Genomic DNA, 23721 nt, shown 5'->3' on the forward strand with positions numbered 1-23721 from the left:
GTGTCCCTGCGCATCCACGTTTAGGACGGAGAGCACGAGTGACCACGGACGAGGTCGGCCAGATCACCGGCCACGACGCCGAGTTGGCCAAGCTGACGACGCACAAAGAGCGGGTTCGGTACGCGCTGGAGCACCTGCCGCGCGGCTGCACGGTGGAAGACGTGCGCCGCTGGCTCGGCAAGCAGGGCCAGGCCGTGCCCAGCAGGTCCCACGCCGCGCCGATCGTGAACGACTGGCGGGCCCGCAACGGCCTGACCGACACGTCGGGCCACGTGCTGCTGACGCCGGAACTGCTGGCGAAGCTGGACGAGATGGACAAGGGCGTCGCCGCCCATCTGGCACCTGCGGCACCGGCCACTAGCCCCGCATCCGCTCATGCGGTCACCGCGCCCGCTCCCCCGATCACCGCACCCGTGGCCGAGGTCGTCACCCCCGCCGCGGCGTCCGAGCCCCACAAGACGCCCAAGCCCCACGGCGCCGCCGGCTTCTACGCCGTCGCCCTCCTGAGCATCGGTGTCAGCGTCGACACCTCGTGGCGCTTCTTCGAACAGCGCCTCGGCATCACCGACACCTGGGAGCGGGTCGCGCTCTTCTCCGTCATGGAGGCGGCGCTCGTCGCGTGCGGCTGGGCCATGCGCGGAGGCGTCCGCCAGAACGGCCGCCCCGGCCCCGCCCGGCTCGTGGCGTGGGCGCTGACGGCGTTCGCCGCGTTCGCCGCCCTCAGCCTGTCCGGACCGGTCGCGGGCACCGCCCGCGTCCTGCTCGGACCGGTGCTCGGCCTGGTGATGCTGCACCTCGCGCTCGGCATCGAGATCCGCGCCGCACGCCAGCGCACCACCACGTGGGCGCGCGTCGGCCGTGAGCTGCGGGAGCGCCTGCTGTCGTTGCTCGGCCTGGGCGACGACCACCGGGACGCCCTGGCGCGCACCCGTGACAGGGCGGCGTTGCGGGCCGCCAAGCTCGCCCTCGCGAGCCGGTGGACGCCGTGGCGGAAGGCGCGCCTGCGCAAGGCGTTGCACGCCTCGCACGTCGCGCACGACCCGGCCCAGCGCGACCGGATGCTGCGCGAGCTCGGTGTGCTGCAGCACGCGGACAAGCTCGCCGCGACCACCCAGCCGGCGCCGTGGTGACGGTGGGCTTCGTCTCCGACGTGAGCCTCGCGCCGGAGATCACCGGTCTCGTGAACCGCGTCTACGCCGACGCCGAGAAGGGTCTGTGGGCCGAGGGAGCCGCCCGGACCACCGAGGCCGAGGTCGCGGACCTCATCCGGACCGGGCAGATCGCGGTGGCGCGCTCCGGCGACCGCGTCGTGGGCGCCGTCCGGATCCAGCAGCTCGGCGACGACCTGGGCGAGTTCGGCATGCTGGTCGCCGCCCCGGAGGAGCGCGGTACCGGCATCGGCCGCGACCTCGTGTCGTTCGCCGAGACCTGGGCGCGGGACCGCGGCCTGCCGCGCATGCAGCTGGAGCTGCTCGTGCCGCGGGAGTGGGAGCACCCGGTCAAGGAGTTCCTGCGCGGCTGGTACACCCGCATCGGCTACCGGGTCGTGCACCAGGGCGACTTCGCCGTGGACCACCCGGCGCTCGTGCCGCACCTGGCCTGCCCGTGCGACTTCCTCGTGTTCCACAAGGACCTCGTTCCCAGTAGTTGAACGCTTGACCGGTCGGGGAGCGGCTCGGGGTACCGTCCGCTCCTCGAACCGAGCAAGAGGGAGATCGACCGTGCGCCGTCCCACACGTGGCACAGCCGTTGCCGCGATCGCGCTGACCCTGGTGGTGAGCGCCTGCGCCAAGGACTCCGGTGGCGGCACCACCGGGTCGACCACCGCCGCGGGCGGGGGGTGCGAGTTCTCGGCGGCGCCGAGCGCGCCCGCCACGTCGAGCACCAGCGCCGCCGCCGGTGAGCGCGTCGACGGCAGCGCGTTGAAGATCGGCCTGGCCTACGACATCGGCGGCAGGGGCGACGCGTCGTTCAACGACCTCGCCGCCGCCGGGTTCGACCAGGCGATCAAGGACATGGGCGTCGAGAAGGAGAACACCCGCGAGCTCTCCGCGGCGCCGAACGAGGACGAGGCGGCCAAGCAGACCCGGCTGCGCCAGCTCGCGTCCGAGGGCTTCAACCCGATCGTCGGCGTCGGCTTCGCCTACACCGAGTCGCTCAAGGTCGTGGCGCCGGAGTTCCCGAACGTCGAGTTCGGCCTGGTCGACTCGGCGGTCGAGGGCGCGGCCAACGTGACGCCGCTGGTCTTCGCCGAGCAGGAGGGCGCGTTCCTCGCGGGCGTCGTCGCCGCCTACCAGAGCAAGAAGTGCCACGTCGGCTTCGTCGGCGGCGTGGACATCCCGCTGATCCAGAAGTTCGAGGCGGGCTACGTCCAGGGCGCGAAGACCGCGGCCCCGAAGGTCCAGTTCGACAAGAAGTACATCACCCCCGCCGGTGACTTCACCGGCTTCCAGGACCCGCCCAAGGGCCAGGAGGCCGCGAAGGGCCTGATCGACAAGGGCGCGGACGTCGTCTACCCGGCCGCCGGCGCGTCCGGCCTCGGCGTCTTCGCCGCCGTGAAGCAGGCCGGCGTGCTGGCGATCGGCTGCGACGCCGACCAGTACAACCAGCCGGCGGTCGCGGCCAACAAGGACGTCATCGTCGCGTCGAGCCTCAAGCGCGTCGACGTCGCCGTGTACGACTTCTTCCGCGCCGCCGCCAAGAACGACCTCGCGTCGTTGCCGAAGGTGTTCGACCTGAAGGTGGACGGCGTGGGCTACGCGACGTCCGGCGGCAAGGTGGACGCGAAGCTGCAGGGCATCCTCGAGGGCTACAAGGCGCAGATCATCGAGGGCAAGATCAAGGTGTCCGACAAGCCGTAGGTCAGCTCCCGCGCAGCCGGACCAGTTCCGCCCGCGCGTGCTCGACGCCGCCGGTCTCCTGCCCACGTCCGCGAGCCAGTTCGTGGGCGAGATCGGCGGCGGCCTCGAGCAGGTGCCTCGCCTTGCGGCGGTCGCGCGTCTGCTTGCGGTACTTCCGGCGGTCCCGCCGCAACCCGCTGACCGCGTCGAGCAACGGCGCGTCCAGCACACCGTTCTCCACCTCCGGCTCCAGCACGGCGCGGATCCAGGCCTGCTCCTGCCGCGCCGCGTGGCGCAGCACGGAGAACAACGCCGTCAGCTCGACGGCCGCGATCACGAACGGCAGCAGCACCGCGACGATCCCGATGCCGCCGCTGAGGCCGCCCATGTCGTCCCACGCGAAGTGGAACACCATCGCGGCGAGCATCGTCAGGACGCCGCGCGGCACGTCGCGCTCCCCCGGTGTCCTGCCCAGCACCCACATCAGCCCGGCGCAGAAGATCGCGCTGAACAACGCGTGCGGCACGATCCCGCTCACGCCCCGGAGCAGGAAGATCTGCACGGACGCGCCGAGCTGACCGACTCCGAAGGTCTGCGTGGCGCCGTTGTAGACGTAGAGCACGTCCTCGAACACCTGGAAGCCCAGTCCGGTGAACGCGCCGATGATGAACCCGTCGTACGCGCTGCGCACCAGCCGCGGGGCGAGGCCGATCAGCAGGACGAGGCCGAGCGCCTTGGCCGGTTCCTCGGTGATCGGCGCGGTCAGCCCCGCCGCCCAGTTCTGCGCGAAGACCGTGCCTCCGGCCTTGGCCCAGATCTCCAGCAGAGCGGTGTTCGCGGGCAGCGCGACGAAGAACGTCGCCGCGACCCCGCCCCAGACGAACGCCGCCGCCAGCAGCGAGCCGGGCTGCGCGGTGTAGCGGTTGTGGCGGCGCAGGAGCAGCAGCCACGGGATCAGGTACAGCCCGAACAGCAGCACACCGCCGGTCAGCGCCGGGCCGTAGAAGCGGGCACCGGGGCCGAAGTAGCGGAACATCGCCAGCGCGCCGCCGCCCACACCCAGCGCGTACACCCAGAACGCGAGGTCGTGCGGCTGGACCAGGCGGAACGGCAGTCCCCACCCCGACCGCTCGATGGCGTCGAGCTGCGCGGACTTCGCGGCGGTCATCGGTTCGCCCCCGGCGTGATGCTCCGCAGGAGCTCGCCCACGCCGTCCTGGTACCGCTCGAACTGTCCGGGCGCGGTGCGCACCACCACCAGCAACGCGGGCGCGGTCTCGGCCGGGCCGGGCGCCATCTTGAACGCGGCGTCCACCTGGTCGCCACCGGGCGCCGTGGCGCTCTGCACCACCCCCACGAGCCCGGACGTGGTCGTCAGGGTGCCGCGTGACCCTTCGACGCCCTGAGCGCCCTCCGCCCGCAGCACCTGGTCGAGGAACGCGTCCGCCGTCCCGGTGAACGACGCGCCGCGCAGGGCGATCGTCGCGCCACCCGTGGCCAGCCGCACGTCCGGGCTCGCCGGGGACACCGAGCCGGAGCCGGCGAGCGTGCCGCTCTCGAGCTGCCACCCGACCGGCGGCACCGCTGTCGCCCCGTCGCCGAGGTCCAGCACGTCACCGGCTTTGATCTCGTTGTGCCACGGGATCGCCGCGTTGAGCGCGGGCAGCCCGTACGCCAGGACGAGCGCGACGGCCAGTGCGATCAGCGCCGGTCTGAACGTGCGCCGGTCGAGCCCCGCGAACCTGTGCTCGACGGCGATCCACTCCGGCGGTGCGCTCATGTCCTCAACCTGACCACAGCACGCGGTTTTCAGCTCGTCGAGCTTCTCGCGTGAGCCGTGCCGCGGCTCGCTACCGGACTGCTGCCGCTGTTTCCCGGACCCCTGTGGCCGGTTCGCCCGCACAGCAACAACAACAGCTCTCATCCGGGGCCGTCGACCCGCACCGGGGCGTGACCGCGACCGGTCCCTGCACACGGGCGAACGTGCTCTTGCCCGGCGTGCGCTGTCCTGAGCAACGCTCCTGACCGGGACAGCTGCGCAGCAGCGTCACGGCGGGCGCCTCGGTGATCACGGACGGCCTGCTCGCGGCGCCGCCCGGCCACTGGACGGAGATCGAGATCGACGAGGAGTTGTTGTCGTAGCCCGACTCCACGAGGGTGCGGTTGGAGTTCACCGTGTTCACCACGTCGTAGGTGCCGGACGCGACGCCGGTGAGGTCGAGCCACTGGAAGTCGACGTCGTAGCGGTAGTCGTCGCCGCTGCCGGCGGAGATGCCCTCGAACATCTCGGTGACGCCGGGGTCGCGGTACCCGCACCGGTTCTGCCCGAGCCGCTCGGCCAGCCGGTCCTCCGGGCTGCCGGGAACGTGCGCCGCGCCGGGAAGCGCCCCGGCGTCGGCGGTGCGGTACCGGTCGCCGAGGCAGAACCCGTTCTTGCGGTCGGCGGCCACGGTCTCGCCGCCGGGCGTGCGCAGCTGCATCCGCACGAAGTTCATGAGGTGCCAGTGCCGGTGCGCCTTGGCGGGCTCGTAGTACATCGAGGTGGTGGTGGCGCGCTCGGCCTCGTCGAAGGTGGCGGGGATCGGCGCGCCCCTGGCGGCCTGGAAGCCCTGGCGCACCTCCATCTGGTCGCCGCTCGCGCCGGAACGGCGGCCGTACATCAGCAACGGCCCCGCGCCGACGTTGTCCTCGGCGGTGGTGAACCGCAACCGGACCGCCCTGATGGCACCGGACGTCACGCAGTCGCCGCTGGGGTTCCTGGGGTCGGTGACCATGCAGACGTCCCAGTCACGGCACAGCCCGGGGTCGCCGCCGTACCCGCCGGGGCACCCGACCGGCGCCTGGCGGAGGTCGGGCAGCAACGGCTGCCGCACGACGGCCTGCGCGGCCGGGACCGACGCCGCGATGATCACCAGCGCGGACGCCGCCGCGCTCAACACCCTGCCGAACCCCATGGCGCACAACGCTAGTGCGCGCCATGCGACTTCCCCCGTTCCTGGCAGAAGGTGTACCCGGCCGAGTGAACCAGGGGCGCGATGCGTTGAACGCCGCGACCGTGTTCCGGAGTCGAGACACACGGTGGTGTGCAACGGCCGCCCGCGAGCCGGGTGGTCCGGTCAGCGACGCAGACCGGTGAGGCGCGCGACGGCCTCGAACCCGTCGTCCGTCCCCGGCCAGTGCGCCCGCACGGCGTCGAGCCCCGCCCGCCGCACGACACCGCGCAGCACTGCGGTCACGATGATCGCGTCGTCGGCGTACCCGAGCACGGGGACGAAGTCGGGGACCAGGTCGATCGGCATCGCCAGGTAGACCACCAGCAGCCAGAGCCTGACCCGGACCCCGCGCGGCAACGACCTGTCCGCGGCGAGCCGGCGGACCAGGCGCAGCACGTCGGGCAGCAGGCGCAGCGCCTCGCGCAGCAATCCGCCGCGCGGCCGGACCACGACCAGCGCGACGACCAGCGCCGCCCACGCCACCAGCAGGGCCGCCGCGACACCGATCGCCACGTCCCACCAGAACGAGCCCGTCATCTCCAGAAGGCCCGGCGCAACAACCTGTGCGTCCGCCTGACCGCCGCCAGCCGCTCGTCGCCGTTCATCGCGAGGGCCCGCACGACCGGGTCCTCGGGGCCTCGCCGCTGCCGGATCTCGGCCAGCCTGCCCTGCACCGTCGTCGGCTGCCCGTCCGGGCCGGTGGACATGTCGGAGTACCACAGGGCGTCGCGCAGCCGTCCCCGGTTGTCGGGGAACTCCGCGAGCTCGCCGGCGAGCCCGACGAGCTCCGCGACGGCCGCCGCGCCCGAGTGGTGCGCCACGAGGGAGCACACGCGTTCGGAGACGCCCGCCCGGCGCAGGTAGCGCGCCCCGTCGAGCGAGTGCAGACCGGTGTCCTTCAGCTCGGAGGCGTAGCCGATGTCGTGCAGCCAGGCCGCGGCGACCAGCAGCTCGCGGTCCTCGGCGGGCAGCACGCGCGCCACGTGCCCGGCGCGGCGGGCCACCCCGGCCGTGTGCTCCCACCTGCGGGGCAGCTCGTCCGCGAGCAGCCGCCGGGCCGTGTTGCGCGCCCAGCTCGTCAGGAACGTCCCGGACATCTCCGGCACGTCGACGGGGAACTCCCGCGCGGACGCCCGCACCGCCCGTGCCACGAGCAACGGCACGTAGTCCTGCACTCTCGCGCCACCGAAGCGCGCCCGCGCGCGTTCGATCCACTCGTGCACCAGGCTCGGCGGCACCTCGACGTGCTCGCGGACCAGCCGGGCCTCCAGGCGCCGGATGCGCTCGTCCGCCTGGCTCACGGCCTCAGACGTGGTCGTCACCCCTCCACCGTATGCCGCGACCCGCCGGATCGGAGAGGGCCGATCGACCTGATCACATCGACCGGTGCCCATGACATCTGTCATGCCCAGGTCGTGACGCTCGAACCCCTCGCGTCAAGCCTCCCGCACCGAGCATCGAGGACATGACGGAGACAACTGTGCGGGCAGGCGCCGCAGTGGCGCTGAGCGGCGTGAGGAAGCGGTTCGGCGAGGTCAGGGCGGTCGACGGGGTCGACCTCGTGATCTCCCCCGGCGAGGTGGTCGCGCTGCTCGGCCCGAACGGTGCCGGCAAGTCCACGACGGTCGACCTGCTGCTCGGGCTGTCCACCCCGGACAGCGGGGAGATCAGCGTGTTCGGCAGGTCGCCGCGCGAGGCCGTGGTGGAGGGTCAGATCTCGGCGATGCTGCAGAGCGGCGCCCTGCTGGAGGACGCGACGGTCGCCGAGGCCGTGGGGCTGATCGCGGCGCTGCACCGCAGGCCGATGCCGGTCTCTCGGGCGTTGCGGCAGGCGGGAATCGCCGACCTGGCCGACCGCAGGTGCACGAAGCTCTCCGGCGGGCAGAAGCAACGGGTGCGGTTCGCGCTGGCGCTGGTGTGCGAGCCGGACCTGCTGGTGCTCGACGAGCCCACCGTCGCGATGGACGTCGAGACGCGGCGGGCGTTCTGGCAGCAGATGCGCGCCTACACCGACACCGGCCGGACGGTGCTGTTCGCGACGCACTACCTCGACGAGGCCGAGGAGTACGCCGACCGCGTGGTGCTGATGCGGTCAGGGCGGATCGTGGCCGACGGCTCGGTGGCGCAGGTGCGCGCCGCGGTGTCCGGTCGCACGCTTCGCGCGGTCGTGCCGGGAGCGGCGGACCTCGACCTGCCGGGTGTGCGCTCGACCGGACGGCGGGGCGACCAGATCACGTTGACCTGCACCGACTCCGACGCCGCAGTGCGTGCGCTGCTGGCGCGATACCCGCAAGCCCACGACATCGAGATCACCGCGCTCGGGCTCGAGGACGCGTTCCTCGCGCTCACCGGGGAGGAGGACCGATGAACACCCGTTTCCTGGCACTGGAGCTCAAGCGAGCGGTGCGCAACGGCCGGTACCTGATCTTCACCGTGGTGGTGCCGGCGGTGATGCTGGTGCTGTTCGTCAACCTCTACGGGGGCGGAGAGGGCACGTTCCCCAACGGACTGCCGGTCGCCACCTCGCTGATGATGAACATGGCGTTGTTCGGCGTGATGGCCGGCCCGTTGACGATCGGCGCGCGCATCGCCGTCGAACGCGGGCTGGGCTGGCAGCGGCAGCTGCGGCTGACCCCGTTGAGCGGCTCGGGCTACCTGATGGCCAAGGGCGCGCTGGCCATGCTGGTCGGTCTGCCGGGGATCCTGCTGGTGTGCGTGGTCGGCGTGGTCGAGGGCGTGCGGATGGACGCGCCGCACTGGGCGGGCGTGCTCGCGACGCTGTGGCTGGGCGCGATCCCGTTCGTGCTGCTCGGGATCGTGATCGGGCTGGTCGCGACCCCGGACGGCATGCAGGCGATCACGGGTCTGGCGTCGATGCTGTTCGGCCTGCTGGGCGGGATCTGGATCCCCGCGGACGTGGCGCCGGACTGGCTCGCGACCGTGATGAAGATCCTTCCGACGTACTGGGTGAAGCAGCTGACGCAGGCGCCGTTCGTCTCGGGCGTGGACGTCAAGACGGCGTTGCTGGTCATCGTCGCGTGGGTCGCTGTGCTTTCGTTGATCGCGGTGCGCCGCTATCGCACGCAGAGCTAGGTTCGTCCTCGTGCGTTCTCGCGACGGCAACGGCAAGTGGTTCCTGTTCGGACTCGTGTTCGTCCTTCTCTACGTGCCGGCCGTGATCTACGACGTGGTCGTCAGCGACCGGAGCGTGCTGGAGCGGTCCGCGCTGGTGCTGTTGCTCGTCTCCTACGGGCTGGGCTGGCTCCTGGCGCCGAAGTGGTTGTGGTCGAGCGGCAGCGAGAACGTCAACACGCTGATCTGCCTGGCGCTGACCGTCCTGGGCCTGGTCGTCGTGTTCTGGATGGGCATGTCGACCGCGGGGCTGATGGTCTACATCATGTCGACGGTCGCGATCGTGCTGACGCCGTGGCGTGCGATCGCCATCGACGGGTCGGTGCTCGTGGCGCTGGCGTCCACGATGTACCTCCAGCGGGACCTGGGGATCGACGGCGGCCAGCTCGGCACGTTGCTGTCGATCTCGCTGGGAATGCTCGCGATGGGCAGGATGATCCGGGCGAACCAGGCGCTGTCCCTGGCGCAGGAGGAGATCGCGGCGCTCGCGCGGACCGAGGAGCGCAACCGGCTGGCCCGCGACCTGCACGACGTCCTGGGGCACAGCCTCACCACGATCACGCTGAAGGCCGGGGTCGCCAGGCGGTTGCTGGAGAGCTCGTCGGCCGACCGGGCGCTGGAGGAGATCCGCGAGGTAGAGCACCTGACCCGCCAGGCGCTGAGCGACGTGCGCGCGACCGTCTCGGGGTACCGGGAGGTGTCGCTGTCGGCGGAGGTCGTCGGCGCGCGGGCGGCCCTGCGCGCCGCCGGGGTGGAGGCGGACCTGCCGCACGCGGTGGACAACGTGCGACCCGAGCTGCAGGGGGTGTTCGGGTACGTGTTGCGCGAGGCGATCACCAACGTGCTGCGCCACGCGGCGGCGACCCGGTGTTCGGTGCGGCTGGGCGACACCTGGCTCGAGGTGCGGGACGACGGGCGCGGCGCCGGCGTCGGCATCCCGGGAACGGGTCTGCGGGGCCTGACCGAACGCCTGGCCCCGCACGGCGGGACCGTCCAGGCCGGACCGCTCGCCGAAGGCGGCTACCGCCTGCGCGCGGAGGTGGCGTGACAAGATCAGTCCGGGAGGTCGCGTGATCAGGGTGTTGCTGGCGGACGACCAGGCGCTGGTGCTGGGCGCGTTCGCCGCGATGCTGGGCCTGGAGCCCGACGTCGAGGTGGTCGCCAAGGTGAGCACCGGCGACGAGGTCGTCGCGGCCGCCCTGCGCACCTCCCCCGACGTGGCGCTGCTCGACGTGCAGATGCCGGGCAAGGACGGCCTGACCGCCGCCGCGGACCTCCGCGAGGCGCTGCCGTCGTGCCGCGTGATCGTCTGCACGACGTTCGGGCGGCCGGGCTACCTGGCGCGGGCGATGGCGGCGGGCGCGGCGGGGTTCGTGGTGAAGGACGCGAGCCCGGAACAGCTCGTCGACGCCGTCCGCCGCGTACACGCAGGACTGCGCGTCGTGGACCCCGTGCTGGCGGCCGAGTCGCTGGCCACCGGCCGGAGCCCCCTGACCGACCGTGAACGCGACGTGCTCGCCGTGGCCCGCGACGGCGGCACGGTGGCGGACCTGGCGCGGGCGCTGCACCTGTCGGAAGGCACCGTCCGCAACCACCTCAGCTCCGCGATCGGCAAGACCGGCGCGCGCACCCGTGCCGAAGCGGTGAAGGTGGCCGAAAGCAGCGGCTGGCTGTAGATACGCTGACGCGGTGCGAGGATTCAGCCAGGTCGACGTGTTCACCGACGAGTTCCTGTACGGCAACCCGGTGGCGGTGGTGCACGACGCGGACGGCCTGACCGACGAGGAGATGGCGGCGTTCGCCCGGTGGACGAACCTCGCCGAGACGACGTTCCTGCTCCGGCCCACCACTCCCGATGCCGACTACCGGCTGCGCATCTTCACGATCAGCCGCGAACTGCCCTTCGCCGGCCACCCCACGCTCGGCTCGGCCCGCGCCTGGCTGGCCCGTGGCGGCGTGCCGCGCGTTCCGGGCCGCCTGGTGCAGGAGTGCGGCGCCGGGCTGGTCACCGTCCGGGCGGACGGCGCACGGCTCGCGTTCGCCGCGCCGCCGTTGGTGCGCAGCGGTCCGGTGACGCTGTCGGACCTCCTGGCGGTGGCTTCCGCGTTGCGGGTCAGGCCGGAGGACATCGTCGACGCGCAGTGGGCGGACAACGGCCCCGGCTGGGTCGCGGTGCTGCTCGCCTCCGCTGACGCGGTGCTGGCCGTGGAGCCGGACTACGCGAACTTCGGCGGATTCTCGAGCGTGGGTGTGGTGGGGCCGCATCCCGCCGGTGGGGACGCGGCGTTCGAGGTGCGGGCGTTCGTCGACGAGGGCAGCAGGTTCGACGAGGACCCGGTGACGGGCAGCCTCAACGCCGCGATCGCCCAGTGGCTGATCCCGGCCGGTCTGGCCGGCTCGTCCTACGTCGCGGCGCAGGGGACGGCGATCGGGCGGCGGGGGCGGGTGCACCTGTCGCGGGCCGACGGGGAGATCTGGGTGGGCGGGGACACGGTGTTGGGGGTCACCGGGCAGCTGGCGCTCTGACCGCCATCTCCAGGCGGCTGGTCCGGAGCCGCGAAGCCCGCGGCTCCGCGGCCACCACAACGGCGCGCCACCGTGATCTCTCCCCGAGCGGAGCGGCAGCCTCTTCCCCTACGCCACCACGACCTCGACCCCGGCAGCCCTCAGCTTCTCCAGCTCCTCCACCGGCGCGGAGGCGTCCGTGATCACCACGTGCACGGCGGTGATGTCGGCGATGCGCGAGAACGCCCGCTTCCCCACCTTCGACCCGTCGGCCAGCACCACCACGCGGTCGGCCGTGCGCAGCAGGCAGTGGTCGGTGTTCGCCTCGACCTCGTCGTGCGTGGTGATGCCGCCGCGCGCGTCGATGCCGTCCACGCCGAGGAAGACCAGGTCCAGGCTGATGCCGGCGAGGGCGCGGTCGGCGAGCGGGCCCACCAGCTCGTAGCTCTCCGGGCGCACGCCGCCGCCGGTCACGACCAGGTCGATCGTGGGACGCGGGCACAGGTCCGAGGCGATGTTGAGCGCGTTCGTCACGACCTTCAGCGACCGGGTCACCGCCAGCAGGCGGGCCAGCTCGGTCGTGGTCGTGCCGCCGTTGAGGCCCACCGAGTGGACGGACTCCGTCACGAGACGCGCGGCCGCCTCGGCGATCTGGCGCTTCTCCTCGCGGCGGCCCACCCGGTAGCGCAGCGGCAGCTCGTAGATGACCTCGACGGCCACCGCGCCGCCGTGGGTGCGCTTGAGCAGCTTCTGCTCCTCCAGCGACTGGAGGTCGCGCCGGATCGACGCGACGGACGTGCCCAGGTCCTCCGCGAGCCCGGTCACGGTCACCGAGCCCGCGTCCGCGAGCCTGCCGAGGATGGCAGCGAGCCGCTGCTCTTGACGCATCCGATCACTATAACGCACGAATACTGCTCGAATTGGCACGAATAACGCGATAACCACGCAATCGAGTTGAGCGTTATCGGAGAGCAGCGGGCAGCAGATCACCGTGCGCGGCCGTCAGAGCGGCCACCAGCGAGTCGATCTGGCCGACCGTCAGGGCTGCGGCCGTGGCCGGGTCGCACAGGGCCGCGTGCCGGACGTGGTCCGGGTTGCCCTCGACCGCCGCGGCCACCGTCAGGTCGACGACGTTCAGGAAGCTCCGGTTCAGGGCGGCGAGCTGGCGGGGCAGGGCACCGACGACGTGCGGGTGAACGCCTAGCCGGTCGAGCGTCGCGGGCACCTCCACGGCGGCGCCGGACGGCAGGTTCGAGATCAGGCCGTCGTTCGCGACGTTCACCTGGATCGTGCGCTGACGGCCGGTCACCAGGCTGTGGATCACCTGCGGCGCGTACTCCACCGCTTCGTCCTCCAGCGGAGGCGGCTGGTCTCCCGCGGCCAGCGCGTCGCGCGTCTTCTCGTACGTGGCGACGTTCTCGGCGCTGATCGACGCGTAGTCGCGGACCGGGATCCGCAAACGGTCCACTTCGGACTGATGCTTCAGGTACCACGGCACGTACTCGGAGGAGTGCTCGCTCGTCTCCGTCGGGTAGAAGCCGAACCTGCGGTACACGTCGACGCGCACCCGCCGCGCCAGCTCGGGGTCGGCGGCGATGGCGGCGTCCAGGGCCGGGTACAGCGAGCGGCCCCCGTGTTCCCACCGCAGGATCCACGCCTGGTGGTTCACGCCGGCGGAGAGGAAGTCGACCTCCTCGTGCGGCACGCCGACCAGCGCGCTCAGGTCGTGGATCGTCCAGTGCACCGAGTGGCACAGGCCGACCGCCTTCAACCGCGGCGCGACGGTCGCCAGGTACTGGATGTTCATCGCCATCGGGTTGGTGTAGTTCAACAGCCACGCTTCCGGGCACACGGCGAGCATGTCCGCCGCGAGCCCGTCCAGGAACGGGAACGTGCGCAGGCCACGGAAGATGCCGCCGATGCCGAGCGTGTCGCCGATGGTCTGGCGCAGGCCGAACGACTCCGGCACGTCGAAGTCGCGCAACGTCGCCGCGTGGCCGCCGATCGCGACCATGTTGACCACGAAGTCCGCGCCCTCCAGCGCCTCGCGGCGCGACAGCGAGGTGCGGACCCGCACCTGCGAAGAGGTCAGGCGGGCGAGTGCGGCCGCCACCTCCAGGCGTTCGGAGTCGATGTCGTGCAACGAGATGGTGGCGTCGGCCAGCTCGGGAAACGACAGGATGTCGCGGAGGAGCTGGCGGGTGAACTCGACGGAACCGGCGCCGACGAACGCGATGGTCACCATTGGTCAGCCTTCCAGCAGCGGGGCGTCGAGGATCACGGAGCGGGTGAGGTTGCGCGGGGTGTCGGGGTCGAGGCCCCGCAGCAGCGCCACCTCCACGGCGAGGCGGTGCACCGCGACGAGCTCGGCGAGCGGGTCGCGGTCGCGGGCGACCCACCGGCCGCCGGCCGCGGCGACGTCGGCGTCGAGGCCCTCCGGGGCGGTGCCGAACACCCACACCAGCGAGCTCTCGTCGGTGATCGCGATCGGCCCGTGCCGGTACTCGGTCGCCGGGTAGGACTCGGTCCAGCTCAGCGACGCCTCGCGCATCTTCAGCGCCGCCTCGGCCGCGAGGCCGGTGGTCCAGGGCGCGCCGCCGAGGAACGTGAACTGGTTGTGCTCGACCAGGTCGGCGGGCAGCGGTTCGGCCAGCGCCTGTTCCGCGTCGAGGACCGCGCGGTCGAGCCGTTCGCCGAGGTGCGCGCGCAGCAGCACGAGCGCTGTCGTGGCGAACCGCGTCTGCACCACCGAGCGTTCATCGGCGAACGGCAGCGCGACCACCTGGTCGGCCAGCTCGGTCACGGGCGTGCCGGGAGTCCCGACGACGGCCGTCGTCGGGACGCGCGAACGCAGCCGGCGCAGCACGTCGACCACCTCGGTGGTCGTGCCGGACCGGGTCAGCGCCACCACGCGGTCGTAGGTCCGGCCGAACGGGAACTCGGACGCGGCGAACGCGTCGGTCTCCCCCAGCCCCTCGTCCTCCCGCCGCCGGGCGTAGGACTGGGCCATGAACCACGACGTGCCGCAGCCGAGCACCGCGACGCGTTCGCCCGGCGCGGGCAGGGCCGCCGCGACCCCGGGATCGGCGGCGAGCGCGATCGCCCGGCGCCAGCAGGCGGGCTGCGAGTCGATCTCGGCGGTGGTGTGCAGCTCCGCGGCGGACCTGATGTGCATGGGGCAATCCTCCGGTTGGTCGGTCACTTGATGCCCGCGGCGGCCACCGACCGCACGAAGAACCGTTGAGCGAAGAAGAAGACGAGCAGCACGGGCAGCTGGCTCAGCACGGTACCGGCCATGAGCTTGGGCCAGTTCGTGGTGTGAGCGCCCTGGAAGCTCTGCAGTCCTAGTTGGACGGTCATCACCCCGGGGCTCTGCACGGCGATCAGCGGCCACAGGAAGTCGTTCCACGTCTGCAGGAACGTGAGCACCGCGAGGGTCGCGAGGGTCGGCCGCATCAACGGCAGCAAAACCTGGAACAAGGTCCGCAGCCTGCTCGCGCCGTCGATCCGCGCGGCCTCCTCCAGCTCGCGGGGCAGCGTGGTGAAGAACTGCCGCATCAGGAACACCCCGAACGCGGTGGCGAGGTTCGGCGCGATCAGCGCGCCGAGGGTGTCGACGAGCCCCAGCTCCCGCATCATGATCAGCAACGGCAGCATGACGATCTGGAACGGCACCATCAGCGTCGCGAGCATCAGCACGAACGCGACCTTGCTCCCGATGAACCGGATGCGCGCGAACGCGTACCCCGCCAGCGAGCAGAGCAGCAGGTTGCCGGCCACGCAGACGACGGACACGACGAAGCTGTTGCCCAGCCACGTCCCCAGCGGCGCGTCCCGCACCGCCGCGGCGTAGTTCTCCCACTCGACCCCGCTCGGCAGGCCGGGCGGGAACCGCCGCGACTCCTCCTGGGTGGAGATCGACACCAGCACCATCCAGACCAGCGGTGTCACCATCACCAGCGACAGCGGGAACAGGATCAGGTGCAGCGCACTGGGCCTCGTCATCGCGCCTCGTAGTGGGACGTGCGGCGGTTGAACCGCAGCTGGGCGAGGGTGAACGCGCCGATCACCAGGAACACCGCGCAGCCGATCGCGGCCGCGTAACCGCCGTCGAAGCTCACGAACGCCTCGTTGTAGAGGTGGTAGACGAGCACGGTGGTAGCCCGCAGCGGCCCGCCCTTGGTCGTCACGTACACCGCGTCGAAGAGCTGCAGGCCGTTGATCGTGAGCCAGACCAGCAGGAACCCGGTGGCGGGCGAGACCAGCGGCAGCTCGACGTGCCAGAACGACCCAGCACGGCCGCAGCCGTCCAAGGAGGACGCTTCGATCAGGTCCTTCGGCACGTTCTGCAGCGCGGCGAGGTAGATGATGACCGCGAACCCGAGCCAGCCCCACACCGTCATCGCCACCACCGCGAACAACGCCTGGCCGGGATCGGTGAAGAAGCCCTGCTTCGGCAGCCCGACGGCGTCCAGCGCGGCGTTGACCAGCCCGAACTGCGGGTTGGCGAGCCAGCTGAACATGATGCCGGTCGCGACCGTCGAGGTCACCAGCGGCACGGACACCGCGAGCCGGTACAGCACGACGCCGCGGATCCGCTGGTTGAGCATCACCGCGATCGGCAGCGCGAGCGCGAGCGTGATGGGCACGAACAGCACCACGTAGACGAGCGTGCGGCGGGCGGCGTCCCAGAACAGCGGGTCGGCGACGAGCTTGGCGTAGTTGTCGCCGCCCGCGAACGTCCCCGGCGAGGTGAGGTCGGTGTGCTGGAGGGAGAGCACGAACGACCACACCACGGGGACGAGGCCGAACACGCCGATCAGGACCACGGCCGGTGCCGCGAACCCCCACCCGGCGGCGTGGTCGGCGAGCTTGCGCCGGTCGGTCGTCATGAACCCGCCAGCGCCTGGTCGACCTCGGCCGCCGCCTGCGCGAGAGCGGCCTGGGGCTCGGCCTGGCCGAGCAGCACCGACTGCACGGCGGTGCCGAGGACCTGCGAGATCTTGGGGTACTGCGGGATGTTCGGCCGCGACTTCGTGACGTTCTTCTCGAGGTTCTCGACGAACACCTTGGCGGCGGGGTACTTCTCCTCGTACTCGGCGTACTTCGGCAGGTCCACCTCGGACTGCCGGATCGGCAGGTGCCCGGTCTCCATCGCGAACTCCAGGTGGATCTCCGCGGAGAGCAGCCACTTCAGGAACGGCAGCGCGTTCTCGCGGCCGTCGTCCCCGAAGACGACGAACGTGTCCGGGCCCGCGATCGTCGCGTGGCTGACCTTGCCCGGCAGGATCTGCACGCCGTAGGAGACGTCGTCGTTGATCGCGCTGAGGTCCCACGGCCCGGTCCAAAGCATGCCGATCCGGCCGGAGTTGAAGAGGTTGACGTACTGCTGGTCGCCCGCGTCGAGGTAGACCGACTTGTCCGTGACGGCCATGTCCCGCAACAGCTGCATGGCCTGCCGCCCGGCGTCGGAGGCGAACGCGGCCTTCTTGCCGTCCGCGGAGAGCAGGTCGCCGCCGGCCTGCCAGAGCAGGGCGAGGAAGCGCCAGACGGTGTCCTCGGTGCCGTCGTTGACGTAGGCCCAGCCGTACCGCCCGTCGCCGGTGAGCTTCCGCGCGGCCGACCGGAAGTCGTCCCACGTCCACGACTCGGTGGGGCGAGCGATGCCGGCGTCGTCGAAGAGCTTCTTGTTGTAGACGAGGGAGAGGTTGTCGACGAGCGCGGGGATGCCGTAGATCTTCCCGTTCACCGTCGCGGCCTCGCGCCCGGCGGCGAACAGGTCGTCCCACCGGAACTCGGCGTCGCCCTTGACCAGTTCGGTGAGGTCCTGGGTCTGCGCGCGGCCGGTGAGCCCGGTGATCGAGGAGCCGTACTGGTAGGCGACCTCCGGCGGGTTGCCCGAGGCGAAGGACGCCAGCGTCTTCTGAAGCACGTTGTCGTTGCCGCCGTTGAACACCAGCTCGACCTGCTGCTCGGGGTGCGCGGTGTTCCACCGGTCGGTGAGCTTGCCCAGGGCCGCGGCCTCGGCGTCGGTGTAGCCGTGCCAGACCTTGATCTTGCCGTTGCCGCCGGAGCCCGTCCCGCAGGCCGCGGTCATCAGGAGTGCGGCGCCCATCGTCAGCACCGTGCGGCGACTCAGCCCTGTGCCCATGTCGACTCCCTCAGGTGGTGGAACGCGGCTGCTCTGTGGTCGGGCACACTAAGCTCGAAACGCTCAAACAAGCAAGCATCGTGACCGAATGAGATTGTTTGCTGGCCTCCAGAGGACTCCTACCGGTACGGTCGCTCAGACCCGATCACCACTTCTGAGCGATCAAGGAGTTTGGCGCACATGACCTTCCCTGCGCGCGCCCTCACCGGGGCTGCACTGGCCCTGGCCTGCGTGACCGGACCGCTGACGACGTCCAGCCAGGCGGCGGCAGTCCAGCTCCCACCCACCGGCGCGGTGCTCGACTACCAGCTCGGCGCCGCCTACACCCCGCCGAGCGGCGTCACCATGGTGACCCGCGACAGCACGGCCTCCACGGCGGCCGGCCTCTACAACATCTGCTACGTCAACGGGTTCCAGACCCAGCCGGGCGACAAGAACGTCTGGCTGAACCAGCGCAAGCACCTCATCCTGAAGGACTCCTCCGGCAACCCGATCATCGACCCGGAGTGGCCGGACGAGTTCCTGCTCGACACCTCGACGGCCGCCAAGCGCACCGAGCTGGCGGGCATCATGGGCGGCACCATCGACCTGTGCGCGTCGAAGGGCTTCAAGGCGGTCGAGGTCGACAACCTCGACTCCTACTCGCGTTCGCGCAACAAGCTGACCGTGAGCCACAACCTGGCCTACGCGAAGCTCCTCGCGGACCGCGCGCACAGCAAGAACCTCGCCATCGGTCAGAAGAACTCCGCGGAAGAGGCCGCACGCGCACGCTCCGAGGTCGGCTTCGACTTCGCGGTGTCCGAGGAGTGCCACCGTTGGGAGGAGTGCTCGTCGTACTCCGACGTGTACGGCGCACACGTGATGGACATCGAGTACACCGATGACCTGCGCGGCACGTTCAAGGACGTGTGCAACGACCCGGACACCCCGGCGACCACCACGTTGCGCGACCGGTACCTCGTCGGTCCGGGCAACCGCGACTACGCGTTCGACTACTGCAAGTAGAAGCGTCGTCCGGGGTTCGCGCGACCCGCGAACCCCGGACGGGTCCTCACGCCCGGCGCAGCACGGTGAACCGGTCGATCACCAACGCCCCGGAGTCCAGCCGCAGCCCGAGCCCCGGCGCCCACCCCGCGACCACCGCGGGATCCACGGCAGCCCCGATCGGCGCGGACCGCAGCAGCGTCCACTTCTTGTCGTGCTCCTGCCAGCTGGTCAGCTGCCCGTCCCGCACCACGACCGCGAGCCGGTCCCCCGCCGCCCAGTTCAGCGCGGCGCAACAGCCTCCGGTCGCCTCGTCACCACGGCGGGTCCCGCCGACGGTCACGTCGACACCGGAAGCCTTGCCCGCGTTGTTGAACCAGGCCAGCGCGAAGTCGCTGTTCCCCGCTGTCTGACCGAGGAACAGGCTGTCCTCCGGCGCGGACCCCGCGAACGACCGGGGTTCGACGATCACGGCGGTCCCGCGAGCATCACCGGCCACGGGCGCGGCCAGCACCGACCCGCTGCGTGACGAGGCACTGGCCGTCAGCACGCCGCCGGACACGGTGAACGAAGGCGAAGCCTCGGAGAACGGCCCGTCCACCCGGTACGACCCGAGGCGGTCGGTGTCGAACGTGTCGTCCCAGGCCACGGCGCCGTAGTCGGCCGGGTCGAACACGCTCTGCGCGGACGACGACGCCGTGCTCGTCCCGCTGTCACCGGAAGCCGTCGCGAGCACGCGAACCGGGGCCGACTCCCCCAGCCGCAGCCCGGCGGGCGCGGTGACACGCCACCGCGTCACCAGCTTCTGCCCCGGCAGCAGCCGCGTGGCCGAGGCCGAGGTCAACGGAACCGCACTCCACCCGGCGGGCACGGCCAGAACCGACCGGACGTCCGCCAGCGACCGCGACGCGGTGACGGTCGTGGTGGTCTCCACGGCGGCACCGGCCCGTACCGGCAAGGACTCCGGCACCGAGGCGGTCAGCCCGCGCACGGGTGAACGCCACGACGAGAACGCGGTGATCCCGACCGCTCCACCATCGGCGCGGCGGGGCAGGATCCGCACCCGGTCGGTCGTCAGGGCGGGTTGCACGAGGACGCGGTTCACCTGACGCGCCACCGGTGACGCCGGAGTCCGTTGCTGTCCGGGGATGTCGCGCCACTGACCATCCGCGCCCCGGTACTGCAGGTCGTAGGACGTCGGCACCCGCACTCCTCCGCCGTCGTCGTAGAAGGTCACCCGCAGGTCCGACACGGGCGCGGGCGCGCCGAGGTCTACCTCCAGCCAGTCCGAGGCGTTCGGGCTGGTCCACGTCGTCCAGCGGGTGCCGGGCACGTCGAGGTGGAAGTCCTGACCGTCGATCGCCTTGACGGGCGGGTCGGCGCTGTAGCTGAAGGAGGCGCGGGCCGTGGGGTAACCGGTCTTGCCGACGTTGGCGAAGTCGTCGACGAGCTCGGGCAACTCACCCGAACCGCGGGCGGGGATCGACAGGCGCACCGCGGACAGGCCGGGCTGGCTGTGGGTGAGCCGGCCGTCCACCCAGACGCGCAGCCCGGCGCCCTTGCCGTAGCGGGAACCGGTGCGGTCCCACAGCACGGTGAGGTTGTGGCCGTGGTACGGCACGTTCTCGGCGGCGAAGTAGTCCCACGTGGACGGTGCGAGCGGGGCGATCTGGACGTCGTCGCCCAGCTGCGGGCGGATGCCGAGCAGGCCGGAGAGCACGTTGTCGTTGAACGTCGAGTGGTTGTAGTCCTCGCTGTGGCCCTGGCCGTCGTAGATCCACCGGTTCTCGTCGGGGTGGTGGGCCTCGGCGACGTACGGCCGGCCGTTCTTGCGCTGGGTCAGGGCGTAGCCGCGCAGCACCGAGAGGTAGTCGGCGCGGTTCACGTAGGACTGCGCCGGGTAGTCGATCAGCAGGTTGGCCAGCGCGGTCAGCGTCTGACTGGTGGCGTAGGGCCAGCTCGGGCCGTTCCACCGGCAGCAACCGCTCAACGCGTCGCGCATGAAGTACGGGCTGCGGCGTTCGGCGGTCGTGGGGCCGTAGGTGGCCGCGAAGCCCTGCGGGTCCTTCAGCTGGGCCCACGCCGCGCTGTTCTGAGAAGGCGCCATGTGGAAGTACCACGGCACGAACCCGATGGACTCGCGGTCGGCGATCTTCGCGCGGCCGGGGTTGTCGTCGCGCATGACGTGCTTGTAGAACTGGCCGTTCGCGTCCCACAGCCACCGCTCCTGCGCGGACCGCAGCGCGTCGGCGGCCTGGTCGTACTGGCGGGCGCCGGTGACGTCGCCGCGTGCCTTGAGCAGCTGCGCGATCGCCCGTGCGTCGCCGTACTGGTAGGCGTTCAGCGTCGGGCGGTAACCGTCGCCGCCGTGGTACGGGTCGGGGCTCTGGTACGAGCTGGCCGTGTACTCCATGGCGTCCCAGACCGGCGTCTGCCAGTAGAGGCCGAGGTCGGAGTCGAACTGCGGGGACCAGCGCTGCCACTGGCGGATCAGCTCGGGCAGGCGGTCGGTGGCGAACCGGGAACGGCCGTCGACCGCGGCACGGGCGGCCACGGCGTCGGCGGCCCAGAACGAGTACTGGTGCGCCCAGTCGGTCGTGTTCTTGTTCAGGAAGTCGGTGGCGGGCTTGGCGCTCGCGCCGGAGCCCCGCAGCCAGTAGTCCACGTAGTCGTCGAGGTAGCGGTGGTCGCGCAGCCACCGGCCCTCGTAGACGTGGTGGCCCGCCGCGGCGACGATGCCGCCGTTCGGCGCCGAGTAGCCGACGGGACCGAGGAACTCGGAGACGATCCAGCCGTCGCGGGGACCCGTGTACTTGAGCGCCTCCTTGTAGGTTCGCCAGCGGTAGTAGTAGGTGTCCCGGATCTCGCGGTCCGGCACGTCGACGAACGGGATGTTCGCCTCGTACCAGGCCGGCTCCGGGACGGTGCCCAGCAGGTCGGCGTGGTCGAGGAAGGAGGTTCCCGCACCCACGGCGGGATAGAGGTCAGGAGCTGCGGCGCGCCGCGCCACCGCCGGCGAGGCGGACGAGACCGCCAACGCCGCCACCACGAGGATCGTCATTGACCTGCGCATGCCCTCATTGAAAGGGAGAGCGCTCTCATCGCGCAAGACTCAACGCAGTCCGACATACCTCCACAGGATCACGAACATCACTCCCCGCCGCGGCCGCCCGAGCAGCCGCGGCGGCGAACCCCGGATCGCCCAGGACGCGTGTCACGGCGTCCCGCAGGCCCTCGACGGTCGACGGCCTGACGATCACGCCACCGCCCTGGCGCGCCACCCGGTTCGCCATCTCCCACTGGTCGCCGCCGCCGGGCACGACCACGACGGGGACGGCGGCCCGCAACGCCTTGACCAGCATCCCGTGCCCGCCACCGCAGACCAGCACCGACGACTGGCGCAGCAGCTCGTCCTGCCCGCCGGGACCCGAACGCGCCCACGGCGGAAGACCGGGAACCGGCGCGAACGTCGACACGACGGCCCGCACGCCTTCGTCCCGCAACGCTTCCAGCGTCATCTCGGCCATGCCGACGGACCCGGTCCACGCCGTCGACGGCGCGATCATCACCAGCGGAGCGGTGCCCGGCGGCGGGGTGAGCGTCTCCCGGCTCGCCTCCCACAGCAGCGGCCCGACGACGTGCGCGTTCGACGGCCAGTCCGGGCGGGGCACCTCCAACGCGGGCAAGGTCGCGATCAACCGCGCGGCCGGGTCAGGTCCGCGCGCCGGAAGGCCGACCCGTTCGCGCACGACGGCACGCTGTCGTTCGCCCTGGCGGATCGAGCGGGCCGTCATCGCGCGCAGGACGGCGTCACGCAGCCTCCCCCGCACACCGGTCCCGGCAGCCAGCCCGCTTCCCATCGGCGGCAGGCCGCGCGACGGCTCGTAGAGCGGATGCGGCGAGAGCTGGACCCACGGCACGCCGAGCAGTTCCGCGGCCATGCTCGCACCCAGCGCGAGCACGTCGCACACCACCAGATCCGGTGCGAGCGCACGTAGCCGAGGGACGAGCGCCAACGCCAGCTCGGCGGCCTGGTCGTGCAGGGCGCGGCCGAGATCCGCGCACTCCCGCAGGTCGGACAGCGCGAGGCCGGTGACCCGTGACGCCGTGATCCCCGCACCGGCGGCGGCGTCGACCCAGCGTTCTCCTGTCAGCAGCAGGGGCGTGTCGCCCGCCTCCGCGAACCTCAGGCACAGCGCGATCGCCGGGACGACGTGCCCGGGATCGCCTCCGGAGACGACGGCGACGCGCACGGTCAGACCGCGACCGACTCGATGGCCGCGGACGCGAGCGGTGTCGCGGTCTCGACGTACCGGGTGGCGAGCGCCTGGAACACCTGCTCCGCCTCGATCGCGGGCCAGTCGCGGGCCAGCAGCTCGGCCGGCAGGTGCGGGTCCTGGCGCACGAGGTCGAGCCAGTCCGCGTGCAGCACCAGCTGGCGCGCCAGGTCGTCGGGCAGCGTGTCGTCCGGTTCGCGCCAGCGCGTCAGGAAGTCCTGGTAGCGGGCGGCGATCGCGGCGGTGTCGAACGCGCGGGTGGCGAGGTCGGCGGCCTCGGTCGGTTTGGCGTGCTGGGCGGTGAAGACGGTGACGTTCTCCGCCAGGCCGAGCTCGGCGACCACCTCGGTGACGTCACGGGCGCCGGGGGCGATCCACAGGCCGTTCTGCACGGGACCGAACCCCGCCCACTGCAGCCGGGAGCGCAGGTCGTGACGAGCGCCCCTGCGGCCCTCCGGCAGGGAGAACCCGACGAGCGTCCACGTGCCGTCCCACTCCCTGTTCACGGCACCGCGCTGCCAGATGCGGCGGCCGCCGTCCTCGAGGACGCCCGTCGCGCGCGGCGTCAGTCCGAAGTAGACCTTGCGGCCGTTGCGGTGCTTGGTGAGCAGGCCGCGCGAGGTCATGCGGGTCAGCGTCGAGCGCACGGCCTCCTCGGAGACGTCCACGCGCCCGAAGACGTCGATCAGGCTCCCCGAGTAGACCGCGATGTCCCGGCCCAGCACGTACAGGCCGAGGAAGTTGAGCATCAAGGACTGGGGCGTCACGGACCCACGATACATGTTGGGCAACATCTAGACGAGCGTCATGAATGTGCCTTACTTTTGACCGCGACTCCCA

General features: G+C 71.6%; 23 protein-coding genes. 9 read left to right on the plus strand and 14 right to left on the minus strand.

Annotation, left to right across the window (positions count from 1 at the left end):
- The first annotated feature begins 38 nt into the window (after positions 1-38).
- From VM306_RS05155 to VM306_RS05165, 3 genes are all read left to right on the plus strand, one after another.
- Positions 39-1130 carry a hypothetical protein gene (locus tag VM306_RS05155; protein ID WP_325511418.1) on the plus strand — a complete coding sequence of 364 codons (1092 nt, stop codon included), beginning with the start codon at positions 39-41 and terminating at the stop codon, positions 1128-1130.
- A 2-nt stretch (positions 1131-1132) separates the two neighbouring features.
- Entirely contained in the window at positions 1133-1651 is a 519-nt protein-coding gene (locus VM306_RS05160; protein WP_325511420.1) for a GNAT family N-acetyltransferase, read from the plus strand.
- Between the two features lie 70 nt (positions 1652-1721).
- Complete coding sequence (locus tag VM306_RS05165) at positions 1722-2861, plus strand: BMP family ABC transporter substrate-binding protein (RefSeq protein ID WP_325511422.1); 1140 nt, start codon at positions 1722-1724, stop codon at positions 2859-2861.
- A gap of 1 nt (position 2862) precedes the next feature.
- On the opposite strand, the gene VM306_RS05170 is transcribed toward VM306_RS05165, so the two are convergent.
- From VM306_RS05170 to VM306_RS05190, 5 genes are all read right to left on the minus strand, one after another.
- The gene (locus tag VM306_RS05170) at positions 2863-4008 is read right to left on the minus strand and encodes a PrsW family intramembrane metalloprotease (protein ID WP_325511424.1); all 1146 of its coding nucleotides are present in this window, start codon (positions 4006-4008) and stop codon (positions 2863-2865) included.
- Positions 4005-4619, minus strand: coding sequence for a hypothetical protein (locus VM306_RS05175; protein ID WP_325511426.1), 615 nt, complete (start codon positions 4617-4619; stop codon positions 4005-4007). Before VM306_RS05175 ends, VM306_RS05170 begins: the two co-directional genes overlap by 4 nt.
- Positions 4620-4689: 70 nt before the next feature.
- Positions 4690-5793, minus strand: a complete 1104-nt coding sequence (locus tag VM306_RS05180) for a lysyl oxidase family protein (protein WP_325511429.1) — start codon at positions 5791-5793, stop codon at positions 4690-4692.
- A gap of 162 nt (positions 5794-5955) precedes the next feature.
- Positions 5956-6369, minus strand: coding sequence for a YkvA family protein (locus tag VM306_RS05185; RefSeq protein ID WP_325511431.1), 414 nt, complete (start codon positions 6367-6369; stop codon positions 5956-5958).
- The gene (locus tag VM306_RS05190; protein ID WP_325511433.1) at positions 6366-7154 is read right to left on the minus strand and encodes an HD domain-containing protein; all 789 of its coding nucleotides are present in this window, start codon (positions 7152-7154) and stop codon (positions 6366-6368) included. The genes VM306_RS05185 and VM306_RS05190 overlap by 4 nt, the downstream gene beginning before the upstream one ends.
- A 143-nt stretch (positions 7155-7297) precedes the next feature.
- Between VM306_RS05190 and VM306_RS05195 the strand changes: the two genes are divergently transcribed.
- From VM306_RS05195 to VM306_RS05215, 5 genes are read left to right on the plus strand one after another with little or no spacing between them, the layout of a single operon-like run.
- Complete coding sequence (locus VM306_RS05195) at positions 7298-8200, plus strand: ABC transporter ATP-binding protein (RefSeq protein WP_325511435.1); 903 nt, start codon at positions 7298-7300, stop codon at positions 8198-8200.
- Positions 8197-8925, plus strand: coding sequence for an ABC transporter permease (locus tag VM306_RS05200; RefSeq protein ID WP_325511437.1), 729 nt, complete (start codon positions 8197-8199; stop codon positions 8923-8925). Before VM306_RS05195 ends, VM306_RS05200 begins: the two co-directional genes overlap by 4 nt.
- Before the next feature lie 10 nt (positions 8926-8935).
- Complete coding sequence (locus VM306_RS05205) at positions 8936-10012, plus strand: sensor histidine kinase (RefSeq protein WP_325511439.1); 1077 nt, start codon at positions 8936-8938, stop codon at positions 10010-10012.
- A gap of 22 nt (positions 10013-10034) precedes the next feature.
- Positions 10035-10640: a response regulator transcription factor gene (locus tag VM306_RS05210; RefSeq protein ID WP_325511441.1), complete on the plus strand. Its 606-nt coding sequence runs from the start codon at positions 10035-10037 to the stop codon at positions 10638-10640.
- Positions 10641-10653: 13 nt separating this feature from the next.
- Positions 10654-11490: a PhzF family phenazine biosynthesis protein gene (locus VM306_RS05215; RefSeq protein ID WP_325511443.1), complete on the plus strand. Its 837-nt coding sequence runs from the start codon at positions 10654-10656 to the stop codon at positions 11488-11490.
- 108 nt (positions 11491-11598) lie between these two features.
- On the opposite strand, the gene VM306_RS05220 is transcribed toward VM306_RS05215, so the two are convergent.
- The 6 genes from VM306_RS05220 to VM306_RS05245 all read right to left on the minus strand — a co-directional run bounded on the left by VM306_RS05220 (position 11599) and on the right by VM306_RS05245 (position 17620).
- Positions 11599-12357, minus strand: a complete 759-nt coding sequence (locus VM306_RS05220; protein WP_325511445.1) for a DeoR/GlpR family DNA-binding transcription regulator — start codon at positions 12355-12357, stop codon at positions 11599-11601.
- A 73-nt stretch (positions 12358-12430) separates the two neighbouring features.
- Positions 12431-13714 (minus strand): alpha-galactosidase, encoded by a 1284-nt coding sequence (gene melA, locus VM306_RS05225; RefSeq protein ID WP_325511447.1) that lies wholly within the window; start codon positions 13712-13714, stop codon positions 12431-12433.
- Positions 13715-13717: 3 nt separating this feature from the next.
- Positions 13718-14644, minus strand: coding sequence for a sugar isomerase (locus VM306_RS05230; protein WP_325511449.1), 927 nt, complete (start codon positions 14642-14644; stop codon positions 13718-13720).
- A gap of 23 nt (positions 14645-14667) precedes the next feature.
- On the minus strand, positions 14668-15474 hold the full coding sequence (locus VM306_RS05235; protein ID WP_325511451.1) for a carbohydrate ABC transporter permease: 807 nt from the start codon (positions 15472-15474) through the stop codon (positions 14668-14670).
- Positions 15471-16361, minus strand: coding sequence for a sugar ABC transporter permease (locus VM306_RS05240; RefSeq protein ID WP_325511453.1), 891 nt, complete (start codon positions 16359-16361; stop codon positions 15471-15473). Before VM306_RS05240 ends, VM306_RS05235 begins: the two co-directional genes overlap by 4 nt.
- Entirely contained in the window at positions 16358-17620 is a 1263-nt protein-coding gene (locus tag VM306_RS05245) for an ABC transporter substrate-binding protein (protein ID WP_325511455.1), read from the minus strand. Before VM306_RS05245 ends, VM306_RS05240 begins: the two co-directional genes overlap by 4 nt.
- 180 nt (positions 17621-17800) lie before the next feature.
- Between VM306_RS05245 and VM306_RS05250 the strand changes: the two genes are divergently transcribed.
- Positions 17801-18625, plus strand: a complete 825-nt coding sequence (locus VM306_RS05250) for an endo alpha-1,4 polygalactosaminidase (RefSeq protein ID WP_325511457.1) — start codon at positions 17801-17803, stop codon at positions 18623-18625.
- 46 nt (positions 18626-18671) lie between these two features.
- On the opposite strand, the gene VM306_RS05255 is transcribed toward VM306_RS05250, so the two are convergent.
- From VM306_RS05255 to VM306_RS05265, 3 genes are read right to left on the minus strand one after another with little or no spacing between them, the layout of a single operon-like run.
- Entirely contained in the window at positions 18672-21677 is a 3006-nt protein-coding gene (locus tag VM306_RS05255) for an MGH1-like glycoside hydrolase domain-containing protein (protein WP_325511459.1), read from the minus strand.
- Positions 21678-21702: 25 nt separating this feature from the next.
- Positions 21703-22857: a glycosyltransferase gene (locus VM306_RS05260; RefSeq protein WP_325511461.1), complete on the minus strand. Its 1155-nt coding sequence runs from the start codon at positions 22855-22857 to the stop codon at positions 21703-21705.
- Between the two features lie 2 nt (positions 22858-22859).
- Positions 22860-23648: a PaaX family transcriptional regulator C-terminal domain-containing protein gene (locus tag VM306_RS05265; RefSeq protein ID WP_325511463.1), complete on the minus strand. Its 789-nt coding sequence runs from the start codon at positions 23646-23648 to the stop codon at positions 22860-22862.
- Positions 23649-23721 lie beyond the last annotated feature (73 nt).

The sequence above is a fragment of the Lentzea sp. genome, from assembly GCF_035525475.1.
Taxonomy (GTDB): domain Bacteria; phylum Actinomycetota; class Actinomycetes; order Mycobacteriales; family Pseudonocardiaceae; genus Lentzea.

What these genes read in the sequence shown, in the direction of transcription:
- VM306_RS05245 (WP_325511455.1), bottom strand. Translation starts at nt 17,620, where the DNA reads ATGGGCACAGGGCTGAGTCGCCGCACGGTGCTGACGATGGGCGCCGCA.
- VM306_RS05200 (WP_325511437.1), top strand. Translation starts at nt 8,197, where the DNA reads ATGAACACCCGTTTCCTGGCACTGGAGCTCAAGCGAGCGGTGCGCAAC.
- VM306_RS05170 (WP_325511424.1), bottom strand. Translation starts at nt 4,008, where the DNA reads ATGACCGCCGCGAAGTCCGCGCAGCTCGACGCCATCGAGCGGTCGGGG.
- VM306_RS05180 (WP_325511429.1), bottom strand. Translation starts at nt 5,793, where the DNA reads ATGGGGTTCGGCAGGGTGTTGAGCGCGGCGGCGTCCGCGCTGGTGATC.
- VM306_RS05250 (WP_325511457.1), top strand. Translation starts at nt 17,801, where the DNA reads ATGACCTTCCCTGCGCGCGCCCTCACCGGGGCTGCACTGGCCCTGGCC.
- VM306_RS05255 (WP_325511459.1), bottom strand. Translation starts at nt 21,677, where the DNA reads ATGCGCAGGTCAATGACGATCCTCGTGGTGGCGGCGTTGGCGGTCTCG.
- VM306_RS05230 (WP_325511449.1), bottom strand. Translation starts at nt 14,644, where the DNA reads ATGCACATCAGGTCCGCCGCGGAGCTGCACACCACCGCCGAGATCGAC.
- VM306_RS05185 (WP_325511431.1), bottom strand. Translation starts at nt 6,369, where the DNA reads ATGACGGGCTCGTTCTGGTGGGACGTGGCGATCGGTGTCGCGGCGGCC.
- VM306_RS05220 (WP_325511445.1), bottom strand. Translation starts at nt 12,357, where the DNA reads ATGCGTCAAGAGCAGCGGCTCGCTGCCATCCTCGGCAGGCTCGCGGAC.
- VM306_RS05240 (WP_325511453.1), bottom strand. Translation starts at nt 16,361, where the DNA reads ATGACGACCGACCGGCGCAAGCTCGCCGACCACGCCGCCGGGTGGGGG.
- melA (WP_325511447.1), bottom strand. Translation starts at nt 13,714, where the DNA reads ATGGTGACCATCGCGTTCGTCGGCGCCGGTTCCGTCGAGTTCACCCGC.
- VM306_RS05175 (WP_325511426.1), bottom strand. Translation starts at nt 4,619, where the DNA reads ATGAGCGCACCGCCGGAGTGGATCGCCGTCGAGCACAGGTTCGCGGGG.
- VM306_RS05195 (WP_325511435.1), top strand. Translation starts at nt 7,298, where the DNA reads ATGACGGAGACAACTGTGCGGGCAGGCGCCGCAGTGGCGCTGAGCGGC.
- VM306_RS05235 (WP_325511451.1), bottom strand. Translation starts at nt 15,474, where the DNA reads ATGACGAGGCCCAGTGCGCTGCACCTGATCCTGTTCCCGCTGTCGCTG.